The 14713-nt window shown below is 51.6% G+C and carries 13 protein-coding genes and 1 rRNA gene; 11 read left to right on the top strand and 3 right to left on the bottom strand.

Annotated elements, in window-relative coordinates; translation table 11 throughout:
• Positions 1 to 248 precede the first annotated feature (248 nt).
• The 4 genes from dusB to K5E19_RS09980 all read left to right on the top strand — a co-directional run bounded on the left by dusB (position 249) and on the right by K5E19_RS09980 (position 4098).
• Positions 249 to 1214, top strand: a complete 966-nt coding sequence (gene dusB / locus K5E19_RS09995; protein WP_010436190.1) for a tRNA dihydrouridine synthase DusB — start codon at positions 249 to 251, stop codon at positions 1212 to 1214.
• A gap of 23 nt (positions 1215 to 1237) precedes the next feature.
• A complete protein-coding gene (fis, locus tag K5E19_RS09990) occupies positions 1238 to 1534 on the top strand; it encodes a DNA-binding transcriptional regulator Fis (protein ID WP_000462905.1) in 297 nt (98 codons plus the stop codon).
• A gap of 178 nt (positions 1535 to 1712) precedes the next feature.
• The gene (locus K5E19_RS09985) at positions 1713 to 1877 is read left to right on the top strand and encodes a DUF2556 family protein (RefSeq protein ID WP_221551074.1); all 165 of its coding nucleotides are present in this window, start codon (positions 1713 to 1715) and stop codon (positions 1875 to 1877) included.
• A gap of 139 nt (positions 1878 to 2016) precedes the next feature.
• Positions 2017 to 4098, top strand: coding sequence for a bifunctional diguanylate cyclase/phosphodiesterase (locus K5E19_RS09980; protein WP_221551072.1), 2082 nt, complete (start codon positions 2017 to 2019; stop codon positions 4096 to 4098).
• On the opposite strand, the gene envR is transcribed toward K5E19_RS09980, so the two are convergent.
• Positions 4041 to 4733 carry an acrEF/envCD operon transcriptional regulator gene (gene envR, locus K5E19_RS09975; protein WP_221551071.1) on the bottom strand — a complete coding sequence of 231 codons (693 nt, stop codon included), beginning with the start codon at positions 4731 to 4733 and terminating at the stop codon, positions 4041 to 4043. The genes K5E19_RS09980 and envR overlap by 58 nt on opposite strands.
• A 386-nt stretch (positions 4734 to 5119) precedes the next feature.
• Here envR and K5E19_RS09970 point away from each other — a divergent pair, with 386 nt between their 5' ends.
• Positions 5120 to 6259 (top strand): efflux RND transporter periplasmic adaptor subunit, encoded by a 1140-nt coding sequence (locus K5E19_RS09970; protein WP_221551070.1) that lies wholly within the window; start codon positions 5120 to 5122, stop codon positions 6257 to 6259.
• Positions 6260 to 6269: 10 nt separating this feature from the next.
• Complete coding sequence (locus K5E19_RS09965) at positions 6270 to 9383, top strand: efflux RND transporter permease subunit (protein WP_221551069.1); 3114 nt, start codon at positions 6270 to 6272, stop codon at positions 9381 to 9383.
• A 31-nt stretch (positions 9384 to 9414) separates the two neighbouring features.
• Here K5E19_RS09965 and K5E19_RS09960 read toward each other — a convergent pair whose 3' ends face one another.
• Positions 9415 to 9687, bottom strand: a complete 273-nt coding sequence (locus tag K5E19_RS09960; protein ID WP_221551240.1) for a hypothetical protein — start codon at positions 9685 to 9687, stop codon at positions 9415 to 9417.
• On the opposite strand from K5E19_RS09960, the gene K5E19_RS09955 reads away from it, so the two are divergent.
• From K5E19_RS09955 to K5E19_RS09935, 5 genes are all read left to right on the top strand, one after another.
• Positions 9631 to 9852, top strand: coding sequence for a lipoprotein (locus tag K5E19_RS09955; RefSeq protein WP_006178893.1), 222 nt, complete (start codon positions 9631 to 9633; stop codon positions 9850 to 9852). The genes K5E19_RS09960 and K5E19_RS09955 overlap by 57 nt on opposite strands.
• Before the next feature lie 487 nt (positions 9853 to 10339).
• Positions 10340 to 11365 (top strand): amino acid ABC transporter substrate-binding protein, encoded by a 1026-nt coding sequence (locus K5E19_RS09950; protein ID WP_221551067.1) that lies wholly within the window; start codon positions 10340 to 10342, stop codon positions 11363 to 11365.
• Between the two features lie 66 nt (positions 11366 to 11431).
• A complete protein-coding gene (locus tag K5E19_RS09945; protein WP_221551065.1) occupies positions 11432 to 12613 on the top strand; it encodes an amino acid ABC transporter permease in 1182 nt (393 codons plus the stop codon).
• A 9-nt stretch (positions 12614 to 12622) separates the two neighbouring features.
• On the top strand, positions 12623 to 13726 hold the full coding sequence (locus tag K5E19_RS09940) for an amino acid ABC transporter permease (protein ID WP_221551231.1): 1104 nt from the start codon (positions 12623 to 12625) through the stop codon (positions 13724 to 13726).
• 7 nt (positions 13727 to 13733) lie between these two features.
• Positions 13734 to 14492 carry an amino acid ABC transporter ATP-binding protein gene (locus K5E19_RS09935; protein ID WP_221551063.1) on the top strand — a complete coding sequence of 253 codons (759 nt, stop codon included), beginning with the start codon at positions 13734 to 13736 and terminating at the stop codon, positions 14490 to 14492.
• Positions 14493 to 14598: 106 nt separating this feature from the next.
• Here K5E19_RS09935 and rrf read toward each other — a convergent pair.
• Positions 14599 to 14713: ribosomal RNA gene (rrf, locus tag K5E19_RS09930) — 5S ribosomal RNA — on the bottom strand.

Here is a 14713-nt window from a genome sequence, read left to right as displayed (position 1 = left end):
AGATTATCCCGCTGAAGTGATTCATTTATTCAGAAATGATGAGAAGTTACGGGAAATTGTAAGCGTCGATAAAATAACCATTAATGCATAACACAATGATTTAAATGGTGAATAATTTTCACCGAATAGTCTTAGCGGCGATTCCTTGATCTACAGCAGTGGATTGTTCAAAGTTTGGCCTTTCATCTCGTGCAAAAAATGCGTAATATACGCCGCCTTGCAGTCACAGTATGGTCATTTCTTAACTCATGCGCATCGGACACCACCAGCTCAGAAATCGCCTGATCGCAGCGCCAATGGCAGGTATTACCGACCGGCCGTTCAGGACGTTGTGCTACGAGATGGGAGCAGGATTAACCGTTTCCGAGATGATGTCGTCTAACCCACAAGTGTGGGAAAGCGATAAGTCCCGTCTTCGGATGGTGCATGTGGATGAGCCTGGTATTCGCACCGTGCAAATTGCCGGAAGCGTGCCTGAAGAGATGGCAGACGCCGCGCGTATCAACGTGGAAAGTGGCGCCCAAATTATTGATATCAATATGGGTTGCCCGGCCAAGAAAGTGAATCGCAAGCTTGCAGGTTCAGCCCTTCTGCAATACCCCGACCAGGTGAAGTCAATCCTGACGGCGGTTGTCAGCGCAGTGGACGTTCCTGTTACGTTAAAGATTCGCACGGGTTGGTCGCCGGAACACCGTAACTGTGTAGAGATTGCCCAACTGGCCGAAGACTGTGGCATTCAGGCCCTGACCATTCATGGACGCACTCGCGCCTGTTTGTTCAACGGTGAAGCTGAATACGACAGCATTCGGGCAGTTAAGCAGAAAGTTTCCATTCCGATTATCGCGAATGGTGACATTACTGACCCGCTTAAAGCCAGAGCTGTGCTCGACTATACGGGAGCTGATGCTCTGATGATAGGACGTGCCGCTCAGGGAAGACCCTGGATCTTTCGGGAAATCCAGCATTATCTGGACACTGGGGAGCTGCTTGCTCCGCTGCCACTGGCAGAGGTCAAGCGCTTGCTTTGTTCGCATGTTCGGGAATTGCATGACCACTACGGTCAGGCAAAAGGGTACCGAATTGCGCGTAAACACGTCTCCTGGTATCTCCAGGAGCACGCTCCAAATGACCAGTTTCGGCGCACATTCAACGCCATAGAGGATGCCAGCGTACAGCTGGAGGCGTTGGAGGCATACTTCGAAAATCTTGCGTAATGAAATAAAGAGCTGACAGAACTATGTTCGAACAACGCGTAAATTCTGACGTACTGACCGTATCTACCGTTAACTCCCAGGACCAGGTAACTCAAAAGCCCCTGCGTGACTCGGTTAAACAGGCACTGAAGAACTATTTTGCTCAACTGAACGGTCAGGATGTTAATGACCTGTATGAGCTGGTACTGGCTGAAGTTGAACAGCCACTGTTGGACATGGTGATGCAATACACCCGCGGTAACCAGACCCGCGCTGCGCTGATGATGGGTATCAACCGTGGTACTCTGCGTAAGAAATTGAAAAAATACGGCATGAACTGATACTAATCAGTTAAATGCTTGTTTAAAAAGGCGCTCTTCGGCATGGGGAAGCGCCTTTTTTATTGCCCATAACGGCAACCGTCAACGCTTTGTAAACCTGCACTTCTCCCGCTTTTAAAGCGCAACTTTTCGTGTATATTTCCAGCACCTTACTGGTTCTTTCCTGCGGAATAGCACAATGATTCGTAAATACTGGTGGCTGGTTGTTTTTGCTGTCTCTGTTTTCATTTTTGATGCGCTGCTGATGCAGTGGATTGAACTGATGAGCACCGAAACCGATCAGTGCCGTAATATGAATTCCGTGAATCCTCTAAAACTGGTCAATTGTTCTGAGCTCGACTAACCTACAATCATCGCCAAAAACACGATAATCACACAGTAAAAACGGGGATTTAAATCCCTTTGAGTCATTACCTTACGGTGATAATGTCTCGCCCTTCCCAACCGCTCTTGCGTAAACTCACACTCGAGTAGAACCGTCCATGCTTGTCAGCCAATACAATCATATCCTGGTAGTCCTCTCCTTTGTTGTTGCCATCCTTGCTGCGTATACCGCGCTGAACATGGCTGCACGTGTTGCGGGGAGCCAGGGCGTCGCTGCCCGCGTCTGGCTGGCTGGCGGCGGTATTGCAATGGGCATCGGCGTGTGGGCCATGCATTTTATCGGCATGCTGGCGATGGACCTCTCCATGAGCATGAGCTACAACGCTACCCTGACGGTGCTATCCATGGTCATCGCCGTGGGTTCGTCTCTGTTTGCACTATGGCTCGTGAGCTGCGAGCAATTACGCTTGCGCCGACTCCTGCCCGGCGCGCTGGTGATGGGAAGCGGTATTGTTGCCATGCATTACACCGGCATGGCGGCGCTGGAAGTGATGCCCGGGATTATCTGGGACAAGGTCTGGGTGGCCATTTCGGTCGTGATTGCGCTTGCCGCTTCACTCGCGGCATTATGGCTGACCTTCCGCCTGCGTCACGAAGCCGCGCAGGTCGTGCTGATGCGCATGGGCGCCGCCATCACGATGGGGATCGCCATCGCCGGAATGCACTATGCAGGCATGAAGGCGGCGCAGTTTCCCATGTCCACAATGGTTCATCATGAGGGGATTAACGGGAGCTGGCTGGCGGTGCTGGTCAGCGTCGTCGCGCTCTCTATTCTTGGGATCACCCTGCTGGTGTCGATGCTGGACGCCCGCCTTCAGGCACGTACTGCCCTTCTGGCCTCGTCGCTTGCAGAAGCGAACCGGGAACTCGCGCAGCTGGCGCTGCACGATACCCTGACGCGCCTGCCCAACCGTATCCTGCTGGAAGACAGGCTCGATCAGGCTATCAGTAAAGCAGACCGCGAAGGTACGCACTTTGCGCTTATGTTCATGGATCTCGACGGGTTTAAAACCATCAATGACGCCTACGGGCATGATGTCGGCGATAAACTCCTGGTCGCCGTGACGGAGCGTTTGTTGCTGCCGCTGAAGGGCCAGTTCACTCTCGCCCGCATCGGTGGCGATGAATTTGTTCTGCTGGCGGAGGGTGAAGGCCCGGATGATGCGGCCTCGCTGGCCAGTTCGCTGGTTCGCGCTATAGATAGCCCGTTCAACCTGGAGCCTTATGAACTGGTGGTGACCCTCAGCATTGGGATCGCGCTTTATCCGCATGACGGCAAAACCGACCGCGAGCTGATGTTCAATGCCGATGCGGCGATGTACCACACAAAACATATGGGCCGGAACGGATACCATTTTTTCCAGCCCTCCATGAATACGCTGGCTCAGACCCATCTGCAGCTGATGAACGATCTATGGCTGGCCATCGATCGCGATGAACTTCGTTTGCTCTATCAGCCTAAATTCCATGCTCCGGCAGGCCCCCTCCTCGGATTTGAGGCATTGCTACGCTGGCAACATCCGAAGCAGGGATTATTGACGCCCGAACTCTTCCTGCCGCTGGCAGAAAAAACGGGGCTGATTATTCCCATCGGTAACTGGGTTATCAATGAAGCCTGTCGTCAGTTGCGTGAGTGGCACCTTCAGGGGCACCGTAACTGGTCGATGGCGGTGAACCTGTCGACGCTGCAGTTTGAACAACCTTCACTGGTAAAAACGGTGCTCGACTGCCTGACCCGTCACAACGTTCCCCCGGAAATGCTGATCCTTGAAGTGACCGAAACCACAGCGATGAGCAACCCTGACGAAAGCGTGCGGGTACTGACAGAACTGACCAATGCCGGAGTGAAAGCCTCCATCGATGACTTCGGAACCGGGTATTCAAGCCTGCTATACCTTAAGCGCCTACCCGCCAGTGAACTGAAAATTGATCGTGCTTTTGTGCAGGAATTGAGTGGGGAAAGTGAAGATGCCACCATTGTCTCAGCCATCGTGGCGCTGGCAAAAACGCTAAATCTAAAAGTGGTGGCGGAGGGTGTGGAAACCGAAGCACAGCAAACGTTTTTGACAGAGCTGGGTTGTCACACGCTCCAGGGATATCTGCTAGGTAAGCCAGTCAGTGCTCAGACCATTGAGGCACTTTGTGAACATGGGGAAATGTTGCCTGGCGCGGAGGTATAAACGTCATCCTGCGGCGACACGCGTATCACAGGAAGTGTCCCCAGGATATTGTCAACCAGAGCAGGTGCCTGCTGATAAAGATTAAAACTGTCGCTGTTCATTAACCAGTTTTTAATTATCCCGCTAAAAAAACCTCGGAGGACGATCAGCGTCAAATCAACATTGACCTGCGGTGAAATCACTTTCCGTGAAATGCAATTTTCCAGCGTCGCGCGCAGATAATCATTGTTAAAACCAATACGTTGACGAATTTCACACTCTGAAATCATATCGTTCTTAAATTCACATTTATGATACAGAATTTGCAAAAGCGCACACTGCCGTGGTTCACGCGCAATATATTGCAACGCTGTGATAAATTGCTCACGGAGCATTAACAACGGATCATCATTTTCGGTGAGCGATAACCTGTCACGAATAATGTCACGCAGGGGGATCTGCTGCTCCCAAATGGCATTAAATATTTCGGCTTTGCTGGAAAAATGCCAGTAGACTGCGCCGCGTGTAACCTTTGCCGCATCAGCGATGTCCGTAAGCGTGGTGTTGGCTACGCCACGTGTAGCAAACTCACCGATAGCCGCCTCAATCAGCAGTTGCCGGGTTTTCTGGGCATCTTCTTTCTTTTTACGCGCCATAGACAGCTACTCGTTACTCACACGTTGAAGACTTAATGTTGGAGTCAGGTAACAAAGTATTCCCTAAAACCCGTTTTATTTTTGCACAAAAAAAGTCAATTCTCTTAATTTATAATTAAGATGAATAATTGAAAGCAATTAAATTCATGCGAGATATAAATGAGGCCATTAAATACCATTTACTTGATTATTCATAAGTAAGTATATCGTCAAATACACCCGGTTTGATTCTGATTTTTGTCTTCCCCCCTCTTCATTCGCACTTATAAATTAAAAAACATTAAATACCCTCATTATTATATGCAGCTACATTTTTGTATTTGTACCCTGCCCCTGTCACCGATTTACGGCAAATATCGGTTTAATGGGTATTTAAAGGAACAGTAATGACGAATCATTTCAGACTCTTACCCTTAGCCGGTTTTATTGTCTGCGCCGCACTGCTTACCGGATGCGATGGGCAGGAAAACCAGCAACAACATCCACAAGCCCCTCAGGTAAGTGTACATATTGTGAAAAGTGCCCCACTGGCAGTCACAACGGAACTTCCAGGCAGGACAGATGCGTATCGCGTTGCGGAGGTTCGTCCTCAGGTTAGCGGCATCATTCTGCGCCGTAACTTCACAGAAGGCAGTGATGTGAAGGCAGGCGACTCCCTTTATCAAATCGATCCTGCTACGTATCAGGCGGCCTATGACAGTGCGAAAGGCGAACTGGCGAAAGCGCAGGCGGCAGCGAATATTGCGCATCTGACGGTGAAACGCTATGTCCCACTGGTCGGCACCCAGTACGTCAGCAAGCAGGAATACGATCAGGCAGTTGCGACGGCGCAACAGGCCGATGCCAGCGTCGTTGCCGCAAAGGCCGGTGTTGAAAGCGCGCGTATCAATCTTGCCTATACCAAAGTGACATCACCCATCAACGGACGTATTGGCAAATCCAGCGTCACCGAAGGGGCTCTCGTCACTAACGGGCAGGCAACCGCCCTGGCAACGGTACAGCAGCTTGATCCCATCTATGTCGATGTGACTCAGTCCAGCAATGATTTTATGCGCCTGAAACAGACCAGCCTGGAAAAAGGGGATGCCACCAGCACCGTTGAGCTGTTGATGGAAAACGGTCAGCCATACCCGCAGAAAGGTACGCTGCAGTTCTCGGATGTGACGGTCGATGAAAGCACCGGCTCAATTACCCTGCGCGCGATTTTCCCAAATCCTCAGCATCAACTCTTACCCGGTATGTTTGTCCGCGCGCGCATTGATGAAGGCACACAGCCGAATGCCATTCTGGTTCCGCAGCAGGGCGTGACCCGCACACCGCGCGGTGACGCAACGGTGATGGTGGTTAATGATAAAAACCAGGTAGAAACGCGTACCGTCGTTGCACCTCAGGCGATTGGCGACCGTTGGCTGGTGACGGAAGGGCTGAAAAATGGTGACCGCGTGATCGTCAGCGGCCTGCAGAAAGTCCGTCCTGGCGTCACCGTCGTAGCGACACCTGACACCGCTGCAGCGCCAGCCAGTTAAGGACAACGACATGGCTAACTTCTTTATTCAAAGGCCCGTTTTCGCCTGGGTACTCGCGATTATTTTGATGATTGCGGGCGGGCTGGCTATTCTCAAACTGCCCGTTGCGCAGTATCCGACCATCGCGCCTCCCGCTGTAGCCATCACAGCAACCTACCCTGGCGCTGACGCTCAGACGGTGCAGGATACCGTGACGCAGGTTATCGAGCAGAACATGAACGGCATCGATAATCTGATGTATATGTCGTCCACCAGCGATTCTGCGGGTAACGTCACCATTACTCTGACCTTCGAGTCGGGTACAGACCCGGACATCGCCCAGGTTCAGGTTCAAAACAAACTTCAGCTCGCCATGCCGCTGCTGCCACAAGAAGTACAGCAGCAAGGGATTGGGGTTGAGAAATCCAGCAGCAGCTTCCTGCTGGTTGCGGGCTTCGTGTCGGACAATAAAAACCTGACTCAGGATGATATCTCTGACTACGTCGCGTCGAATGTGAAAGATGCGATTAGTCGCACAACGGGTGTTGGTGATGTGCAACTGTTCGGTGCGCAGTATGCAATGCGTATCTGGCTCGACAGCAATGCGATGAATAAATATCAGCTGACGCCCCTGGATATTATCAATCAACTGAAAACACAGAATGACCAGATTGCGGCCGGTCAGCTAGGTGGAACGCCATCTATTCCTGGTCAGCAATTGAACGCCTCTATCATCGCGCAAACCCGTTTAAAATCGCCGGAAGAGTTTGGCCGCGTGACGCTGAAGGTGAACCAGGACGGCTCCATGGTGCACCTGAAGGATGTGGCTCGCATTGAGCTGGGCGGCGAAAACTACAACATGGTCACCAAGATCAACGGGCAGGCGGCTACGGGTCTCGGGATCAAGCTGGCAACCGGAGCAAACGCGCTGGATACGGCGGCAGCGATCAAGAGCAAGCTGGCGCAGCTGCAGCAATTCTTCCCGCAGGGACTGAAGGTTGTCGATCCCTATGACACCACGCCGTTCGTGAAAATCTCCATTCACGAAGTGGTGAAAACCCTGTTCGAGGCGATTGTTCTTGTCTTCCTCGTCATGTATTTGTTCCTGCAAAACCTGCGGGCAACGCTCATTCCTACGATTGCGGTTCCGGTCGTTCTGCTGGGGACCTTCGCAGTTCTGGCAGCATTCGGCTTCTCCATCAATACCCTGACGATGTTCGGGATGGTGCTGGCGATAGGCCTGTTGGTCGATGATGCAATTGTGGTTGTTGAGAACGTCGAACGAGTCATGGTTGAGGACAAGCTGCCGCCAAAAGAGGCAACGCAGAAGTCGATGGAGCAGATCCAGGGCGCGCTGGTCGGTATCGCCATGGTGCTATCGGCAGTATTCATCCCGATGGCCTTTTTTGGCGGCTCGACGGGGGCTATCTATCGCCAGTTCTCGCTCACCATTGTCTCCGCGATGGCGCTTTCCGTACTGGTTGCACTGATCCTCACTCCTGCCCTTTGCGCCACATTGCTCAAACCCGTGGCCAGTGAACATCACGAGAAGAAAGGTGGCTTCTTTGGCTGGTTCAATACTCTCTTTGACAAGAGCGTGGAACACTACAGCAACAGCGTGAGCGGTATTCTTCGCAAGACCGGGCGCTATCTGGTGGTGTACGTGCTCATCGTCGGCGGCATGGCGGTGCTGTTCCTGCGCTTGCCGACCTCCTTCCTGCCTGAAGAGGATCAGGGGGTGTTTATGACGATGGTTCAGCTTCCTGCCGGTGCAACCCAGACACGTACGCAGCAAGTTCTTGATCAGGTTCAGAACTACTACCTGACCAAAGAGAAAGCGAATGTTGAGTCCGTCTTTACCGTTAATGGCTTTAGCTTTAGCGGCCAGGGGCAAAACTCTGGTATCGCCTTCGTCAGCCTGAAGCCCTGGGAAGAACGCCCGGGTGAGAAGAACAGCGTTGAAGCCATTGTGGGTCGCGCGACGAAAGCGTTCAGCCAGATCAAAGATGGCCTCGTATTTCCCTTTAACCTGCCCGCAATTATCGAGTTAGGTACTGCAACGGGATTCGATTTCGAGCTGATCGATCAGGCCAACCTGGGACATACTCAGTTAACTCAGGCACGTAACAAACTGCTCGGCATGGTAAAAGAGCACCCCGACCTGCTGGTTCGAGTGCGTCCTAACGGTCTTGAAGATACCCCTCAGTTCAAGCTGGATGTCGATCAGGAGAAAGCGCAGGCCCTGGGCATCAGCCTCTCTGATGTCAACCAGACGATCTCGACGGCGCTAGGGGGAACTTACGTCAATGACTTTATCGATCATGGCCGCGTGAAAAAAGTGTATGTTCAGGCCGATGCCCGCTTCCGCATGTTGCCGGGAGACATCAACAGCCTTTACGTGCGCAGCGCAAATGGCGAAATGGTACCTTTCTCCGCCTTTAGCAGCGCCCACTGGGTGTATGGTTCTCCCCGCCTTGAACGCTACAACGGTATGCCATCAATGGAGATCCTCGGTGAATCCGCACCGGGTAAAAGTACCGGTGAAGCGATGGTCATGATGGAAAGTCTCGCCTCAAAACTGCCTTCTGGCATCGGCTACGACTGGACAGGTATGTCATATCAGGAGCGACTTTCAGGTAACCAGGCGCCAGCGTTGTATGCTATCTCACTGATAGTGGTGTTCTTATGCCTGGCTGCGCTGTATGAGAGTTGGTCTATTCCATTTTCTGTCATGCTGGTTGTGCCATTGGGGGTGATTGGCGCGCTTCTCGCAGCATCATTGCGAGGACTGAACAATGACGTCTATTTCCAGGTCGGCCTCCTGACAACAATTGGACTATCGGCCAAAAATGCCATCCTGATTGTAGAATTTGCCAAAGACCTGATGGAGAAGGAGGGCAAAGGGATAATTGAAGCGACGCTGGAAGCTTCCCGAATGCGCCTTCGACCTATCCTGATGACTTCGCTGGCCTTTATTCTCGGCGTCATGCCGTTGGTAATGAGCAGCGGTGCCGGGAGCGGTGCGCAAAACGCTGTCGGGACGGGTGTCATGGGAGGAATGCTATCTGCAACGCTTTTAGCTATCTTCTTCGTGCCCGTATTCTTCGTGGTTGTCCGTCGGCGATTCACAAACCATAAAGAATAACCCATCACTAAAAGGCACCTCTGGTGCCTTTTTATTTAAGATAAACAACAGCTTTAAATTTCTTCAGCTCCATATTTTCTCCATTAATTCTTTTTTTCGCTGAGTTTTCTCCATGATTTTTACAATTCACATAATTTGAGATTATTCCCCCTGCACCGCGAACTTCTGCCGGTGGTAAAATAGCCACTAATTCGTTAATTGCCGTTTTGGCTTTATGGCGAATGTGAGAAAACACTGAGGTAACATCATGAAAAGATTCATTTCCGTTGCACTTCTCGCTGCGCTGCTTGCTGGTTGCGCGCACGATTCTCCATGTGTACCGGTATACGACGATCAAGGCCGACTGGTTCATACTAACACCTGTATGAAAGGCACCACCCAGGATAACTGGGAAACAGCCGGTGCTATCGCTGGCGGTGCTGCTGCAATAGCAGGTCTGACGCTGGGTATCGTGGCTCTGACCAAATAACCACTGGGCATGACTCATTCCAGAAAGCGCGGCTCTGTCCGCGCTTTTGCTTTTAAATAGTGCAGTAATTTCATATAAGTAAAAAAAGAGCCCTCTTTTATTCTCCTCTATTAATTTAGATAAGATTTACGTCACATCTTTATTGTTTATCCAGAAGAGCTGCCAATTCCATCGTGATGATATTCACATATTAAATCCATTAAATAACCTGCCAATATTCACACCCGAAACTACCTCTGGTTTTAACCTTATCCTTCAACCAACTTTTGCTCTAATTTGTGGCGCAGGTTGGAATTTCGCACCGTTTCGGGGCATTCGATTTATTTAAGCCTGTCTACACTCAGCATTATGCGTTCACTTGTCTTTAATTAATCGAGCGCAAAACCTGGCATTACGTTTGCTTTATAAACGTTGGCCAAAGCCACAGACAGGTAAAAGCGTTTTAAAACGCCTCTATAACGATAAATTTCGCCACACAGGATCCATTATGAAAAAGACGATGATAGCCAGCCTGGCCGCCGCGAGCGTGTTGTTTGCTGTAGCCGGACAGGCGCAGGCGGGCACGACGCTCGATGCCGTTAAAAAGAAAGGTTTTGTACAATGTGGTATCAGTGACGGTTTGCCAGGCTTTTCCTATGCCGACGCGAACGGCAAGTTTACCGGTATTGACGTTGATGTCTGCCGTGGCGTTGCCGCAGCGGTTTTCGGTGATGACAGCAAAGTAAAATATACCCCACTGACGGCAAAGGAACGTTTCACCGCGCTACAGTCTGGCGAAGTTGACATGCTCTCACGCAATACGACCTGGACCTCCTCGCGCGACGCGGGAATGGGAATGTCATTTACCGGCGTCACCTATTACGACGGTATCGGCTTCCTTACTCACAATAAAGCCGGTCTGAAAAGCGCTAAAGAGCTGGATGGTGCGACCGTTTGCATTCAGGCCGGTACTGATACAGAGCTTAACGTCGCGGACTACTTCAAAGCCAATAACATGAAGTACACCCCCGTCACGTTTGATCGCTCCGATGAGTCGGCTAAGGCGCTGGAGTCTGGCCGTTGCGATACCCTGGCGTCTGACCAGTCACAGCTCTACGCATTACGCATTAAGTTGAGCAACCCTGCCGAATGGATAGTCCTGCCGGAAGTGATCTCCAAAGAGCCTCTTGGTCCCGTCGTTCGCCGCGGTGATGAGGACTGGTTCTCCATTGTTCGCTGGACATTGTTTGCCATGCTGAACGCCGAAGAGATGGGCATCAGCTCGAAAAACGTCGATGAGAAAGCCGCTAATCCATCCACGCCGGATATGGCACACCTTCTGGGCAAAGAGGGTGATTTCGGCAAGGATCTGAAACTGGATAACAAGTGGGCTTATAACATCATTAAGCAGGTCGGTAACTATGCCGAGATCTTTGAGCGCAACGTGGGCTCGGAAAGTCCGCTGAAGATCAAACGCGGCCAGAACAATCTCTGGAACAACGGCGGTATTCAGTACGCACCGCCAGTACGTTAAGTCTTTGCTGTAACGGGCACTGCAAGCGCAGTGCCCAGTCCAGAGTCATGGTTACCGAGGTTTTTTATGTCCCATCGCCGCTTAGCCGTAAAAGGATCGCTGTCCTTTTCTCATCCCGCGGTCCGCGCCTGGCTTTTCCAGATTATTGCTGTTGTCGTGGTTGTGGTTATCGCCATCTATTTAATCCACAACACCGTTACCAACCTGAATAACCGAGGCATCACCTCCGGTTTTGCCTTTCTGGATCGCAGCGCGGGTTTTGGTATTGTTCAGCATCTTATTGATTATCAGGAAGGCGATACGTATGGACGCGTATTCGTCGTGGGTCTGCTGAATACGCTGCTGGTGTCAGCGCTCTGTATTGTGTTCGCTTCCGTACTCGGTTTTTTCCTTGGTCTGGCCCGACTTTCTGAAAACTGGCTACTGCGGAAACTGTCGACTATTTATATCGAAATCTTTCGTAATATCCCGCCGCTGCTGCAGATTTTCTTTTGGTATTTCGCTGTCCTGCGTAACCTTCCCGGTCCGCGCCAGGCAGTGGATGCCTTCGATCTCCTTTTTCTGAGCAACCGCGGGTTATACATTCCCTCTCCGCAGGTCGCTGAAGGGCTCTATGCCTTCATCATCGCCATAATTATTGCACTCGCGATTTCTGTCGGCTTGTTCCGCTATAACCGTAAGCATCAGATCAAAACCGGGCAGTTGCGTAAAACATGGCCGGTTGGCGCTGCACTGATTGTTGGCCTACCGTTAGTCGCCCACTGGCTATTTGGTGCGGCCTTGCACTGGGATATTCCACATCTGCGTGGGTTTAACTTCCAGGGTGGGATGGTGTTAATTCCGGAGCTGGCCGCACTGACGCTGGCGCTCTCGATTTATACCTCCGCATTTATTGCGGAAATTATCCGCTCCGGGATCCAGGCGGTACCTTACGGACAGCACGAGGCGGCACGCTCGCTGGGCTTGCCAAATACCGTGACGCTTCGCCAGGTCATTATTCCGCAGGCTTTACGGGTCATCATCCCGCCACTGACCAGCCAGTATCTGAATATTGTCAAAAACTCATCGCTGGCCGCTGCCATCGGCTACCCCGATATGGTGTCACTGTTCGCTGGAACCGTGCTTAACCAGACCGGACAAGCGATTGAAACTATTGCTATTACCATGTCTGTTTATCTGGTCATCAGTCTGATGATTTCATTGTTGATGAACCTTTATAACCGCCGTATCGCACTGGTTGAGCGCTAAGGATCCATGATGACAAAAGCGATATTGTCGCACTCCTCGCGTCCTGCCAGCACAACAGGTGGGCGCTTCATTATCTGGGCACGTAAGAACCTGTTCTCCAGCTGGAGTAACAGCCTGCTGACAATTGTGTGCCTGTGGTTAATCTGGGAACTGATCCCGCCTCTGCTTAACTGGGCTTTCCTGCAGGCGAACTGGGTGGGCTCCACGCGCGCTGATTGTACGAAAGCGGGCGCATGCTGGGTGTTTATCCACGAGCGTTTTGGTCAGTTCATGTATGGATTGTACCCACACGAACAGCGCTGGCGGATTAATCTGGCGCTGGTTATCGGCTTGCTCTCCATTGCCGTAATGTTCTGGAAAAAGCTTCCGCACCGTGGCCGATACATTTCGGGCTGGGCTGTTGCTTATCCGATTATTGTTTGGGTGTTGTTGTATGGCGGTTTTCTGGGGCTCGAGCGTGTCGAAACCCGCCAGTGGGGCGGACTGACGCTTACGCTCATTATTGCTTCTGTGGGGATCGCTGGCGCTCTGCCGTGGGGGATTTTACTGGCTCTGGGACGGCGTTCAAAAATGCCGGTCGTACGTGTGCTCTCTGTTATTTTCATAGAGTTCTGGCGTGGCGTTCCGCTTATCACCGTTCTGTTTATGTCGTCGGTCATGCTGCCGCTGTTTATGGCAGAAGGCACAACGATAGACAAACTGATCCGTGCCCTGGTCGGGGTGATTCTTTTCCAGTCTGCCTATGTTGCTGAGGTTGTGCGCGGTGGCCTGCAGGCATTGCCTAAAGGCCAGTATGAAGCCGCTGAATCTTTGGCACTCGGTTACTGGAAAACGCAGGGCCTGGTCATTCTCCCGCAGGCACTCAAGCTGGTCATTCCGGGTTTGGTCAACACGATCATTGCCCTCTTCAAAGATACTAGTCTGGTGATCATCATCGGATTATTCGATCTCTTTAGCAGCGTGCAGCAGGCTACCGTTGACCCTGTCTGGCTGGGTATGTCCACCGAGGGATATGTCTTCGCTGCCCTGATCTACTGGATCTTCTGTTTTAGCATGTCGCGCTATAGCCAGCATCTGGAAAAGCGCTTTAACACCGGGCGTACACCGCACTGAGGAAATTATGAGCCAGATTACTATGACACCTGCCGACGCGATGATTACGCTGGAAAACGTAAACAAATGGTACGGAGAGTTTCATGTCCTGAAGGATATCAATCTCAAGGTAAAGCAGGGAGAACGTATCGTACTTTGTGGTCCTTCCGGTTCAGGGAAATCAACGACTATTCGCTGTATTAACCATCTTGAAGAGCATCAACAGGGGCGTATTGTGGTTGATGGTATTGAGTTGAATGAAGATATTCGCAATATCGAACGCGTGCGCCAGGAAGTGGGGATGGTGTTCCAGCACTTTAATCTGTTCCCGCACCTGACCGTTTTGCAGAACTGTACGCTTGCGCCAATTTGGGTACGCAAGATGCCGAAAAAGGAAGCGGAGGAGCTGGCAATGCACTACCTGGAGCGCGTACGTATCGCAGAGCATGCCAATAAGTTTCCTGGCCAGATATCGGGTGGCCAACAGCAGCGTGTGGCTATCGCCCGTTCGCTGTGTATGAAACCAAAAATTATGCTGTTTGATGAACCGACATCTGCCCTGGATCCAGAAATGGTGAAAGAGGTGCTGGATACCATGATTGGGCTGGCGCAGTCCGGCATGACGATGCTGTGCGTGACGCATGAGATGGGGTTTGCCAGAACCGTAGCTGACAGGGTGATCTTTATGGATCGCGGGGAGATTGTTGAACAGGCACCACCGGATGAGTTCTTTGCGCATCCGAAGTCAGAACGCACTCGAGCATTTTTATCGCAGGTGATTCATTAATCGTTTGTTATGCCGGGTGGCGGCTTCGCCTTACCCGGCCTACAGTTTGTGTAGCGTAGAAACGCAAAAAGGCCATCCTTTCGGATGGCCTTCTCACTTATTTGATGTCTGGCAGTTCCCTACTCTCACATGGGGAGACCCCACACTACCATCGGCGCTACGGCGTTTCACTTCTGAGTTCGGCATGGGGTCAGGTGGGACCACCGCGCTAAAGCCGCCAG

Source organism: Enterobacter sp. RIT637 (assembly GCF_019718755.1).
Taxonomy (GTDB): domain Bacteria; phylum Pseudomonadota; class Gammaproteobacteria; order Enterobacterales; family Enterobacteriaceae; genus Enterobacter.
The sequence above is the reverse complement of the archived record's forward strand: the minus strand, read 5'-3'. Positions and strand labels throughout refer to the sequence as shown.

Bases quoted from the DNA above. Each gene is read 5' to 3' on its own strand.
- fis (WP_000462905.1), top strand. From the start codon at position 1,238: ATGTTCGAACAACGCGTAAATTCTGACGTACTGACCGTATCTACCGTT.
- K5E19_RS09970 (WP_221551070.1), top strand. From the start codon at position 5,120: ATGACGAATCATTTCAGACTCTTACCCTTAGCCGGTTTTATTGTCTGC.
- envR (WP_221551071.1), bottom strand. From the start codon at position 4,733: ATGGCGCGTAAAAAGAAAGAAGATGCCCAGAAAACCCGGCAACTGCTG.
- K5E19_RS09945 (WP_221551065.1), top strand. From the start codon at position 11,432: ATGTCCCATCGCCGCTTAGCCGTAAAAGGATCGCTGTCCTTTTCTCAT.
- K5E19_RS09955 (WP_006178893.1), top strand. From the start codon at position 9,631: ATGAAAAGATTCATTTCCGTTGCACTTCTCGCTGCGCTGCTTGCTGGT.
- K5E19_RS09950 (WP_221551067.1), top strand. From the start codon at position 10,340: ATGAAAAAGACGATGATAGCCAGCCTGGCCGCCGCGAGCGTGTTGTTT.
- dusB (WP_010436190.1), top strand. From the start codon at position 249: ATGCGCATCGGACACCACCAGCTCAGAAATCGCCTGATCGCAGCGCCA.
- K5E19_RS09935 (WP_221551063.1), top strand. From the start codon at position 13,734: ATGAGCCAGATTACTATGACACCTGCCGACGCGATGATTACGCTGGAA.
- K5E19_RS09980 (WP_221551072.1), top strand. From the start codon at position 2,017: ATGCTTGTCAGCCAATACAATCATATCCTGGTAGTCCTCTCCTTTGTT.
- K5E19_RS09965 (WP_221551069.1), top strand. From the start codon at position 6,270: ATGGCTAACTTCTTTATTCAAAGGCCCGTTTTCGCCTGGGTACTCGCG.
- K5E19_RS09940 (WP_221551231.1), top strand. From the start codon at position 12,623: ATGACAAAAGCGATATTGTCGCACTCCTCGCGTCCTGCCAGCACAACA.
- K5E19_RS09985 (WP_221551074.1), top strand. From the start codon at position 1,713: ATGATTCGTAAATACTGGTGGCTGGTTGTTTTTGCTGTCTCTGTTTTC.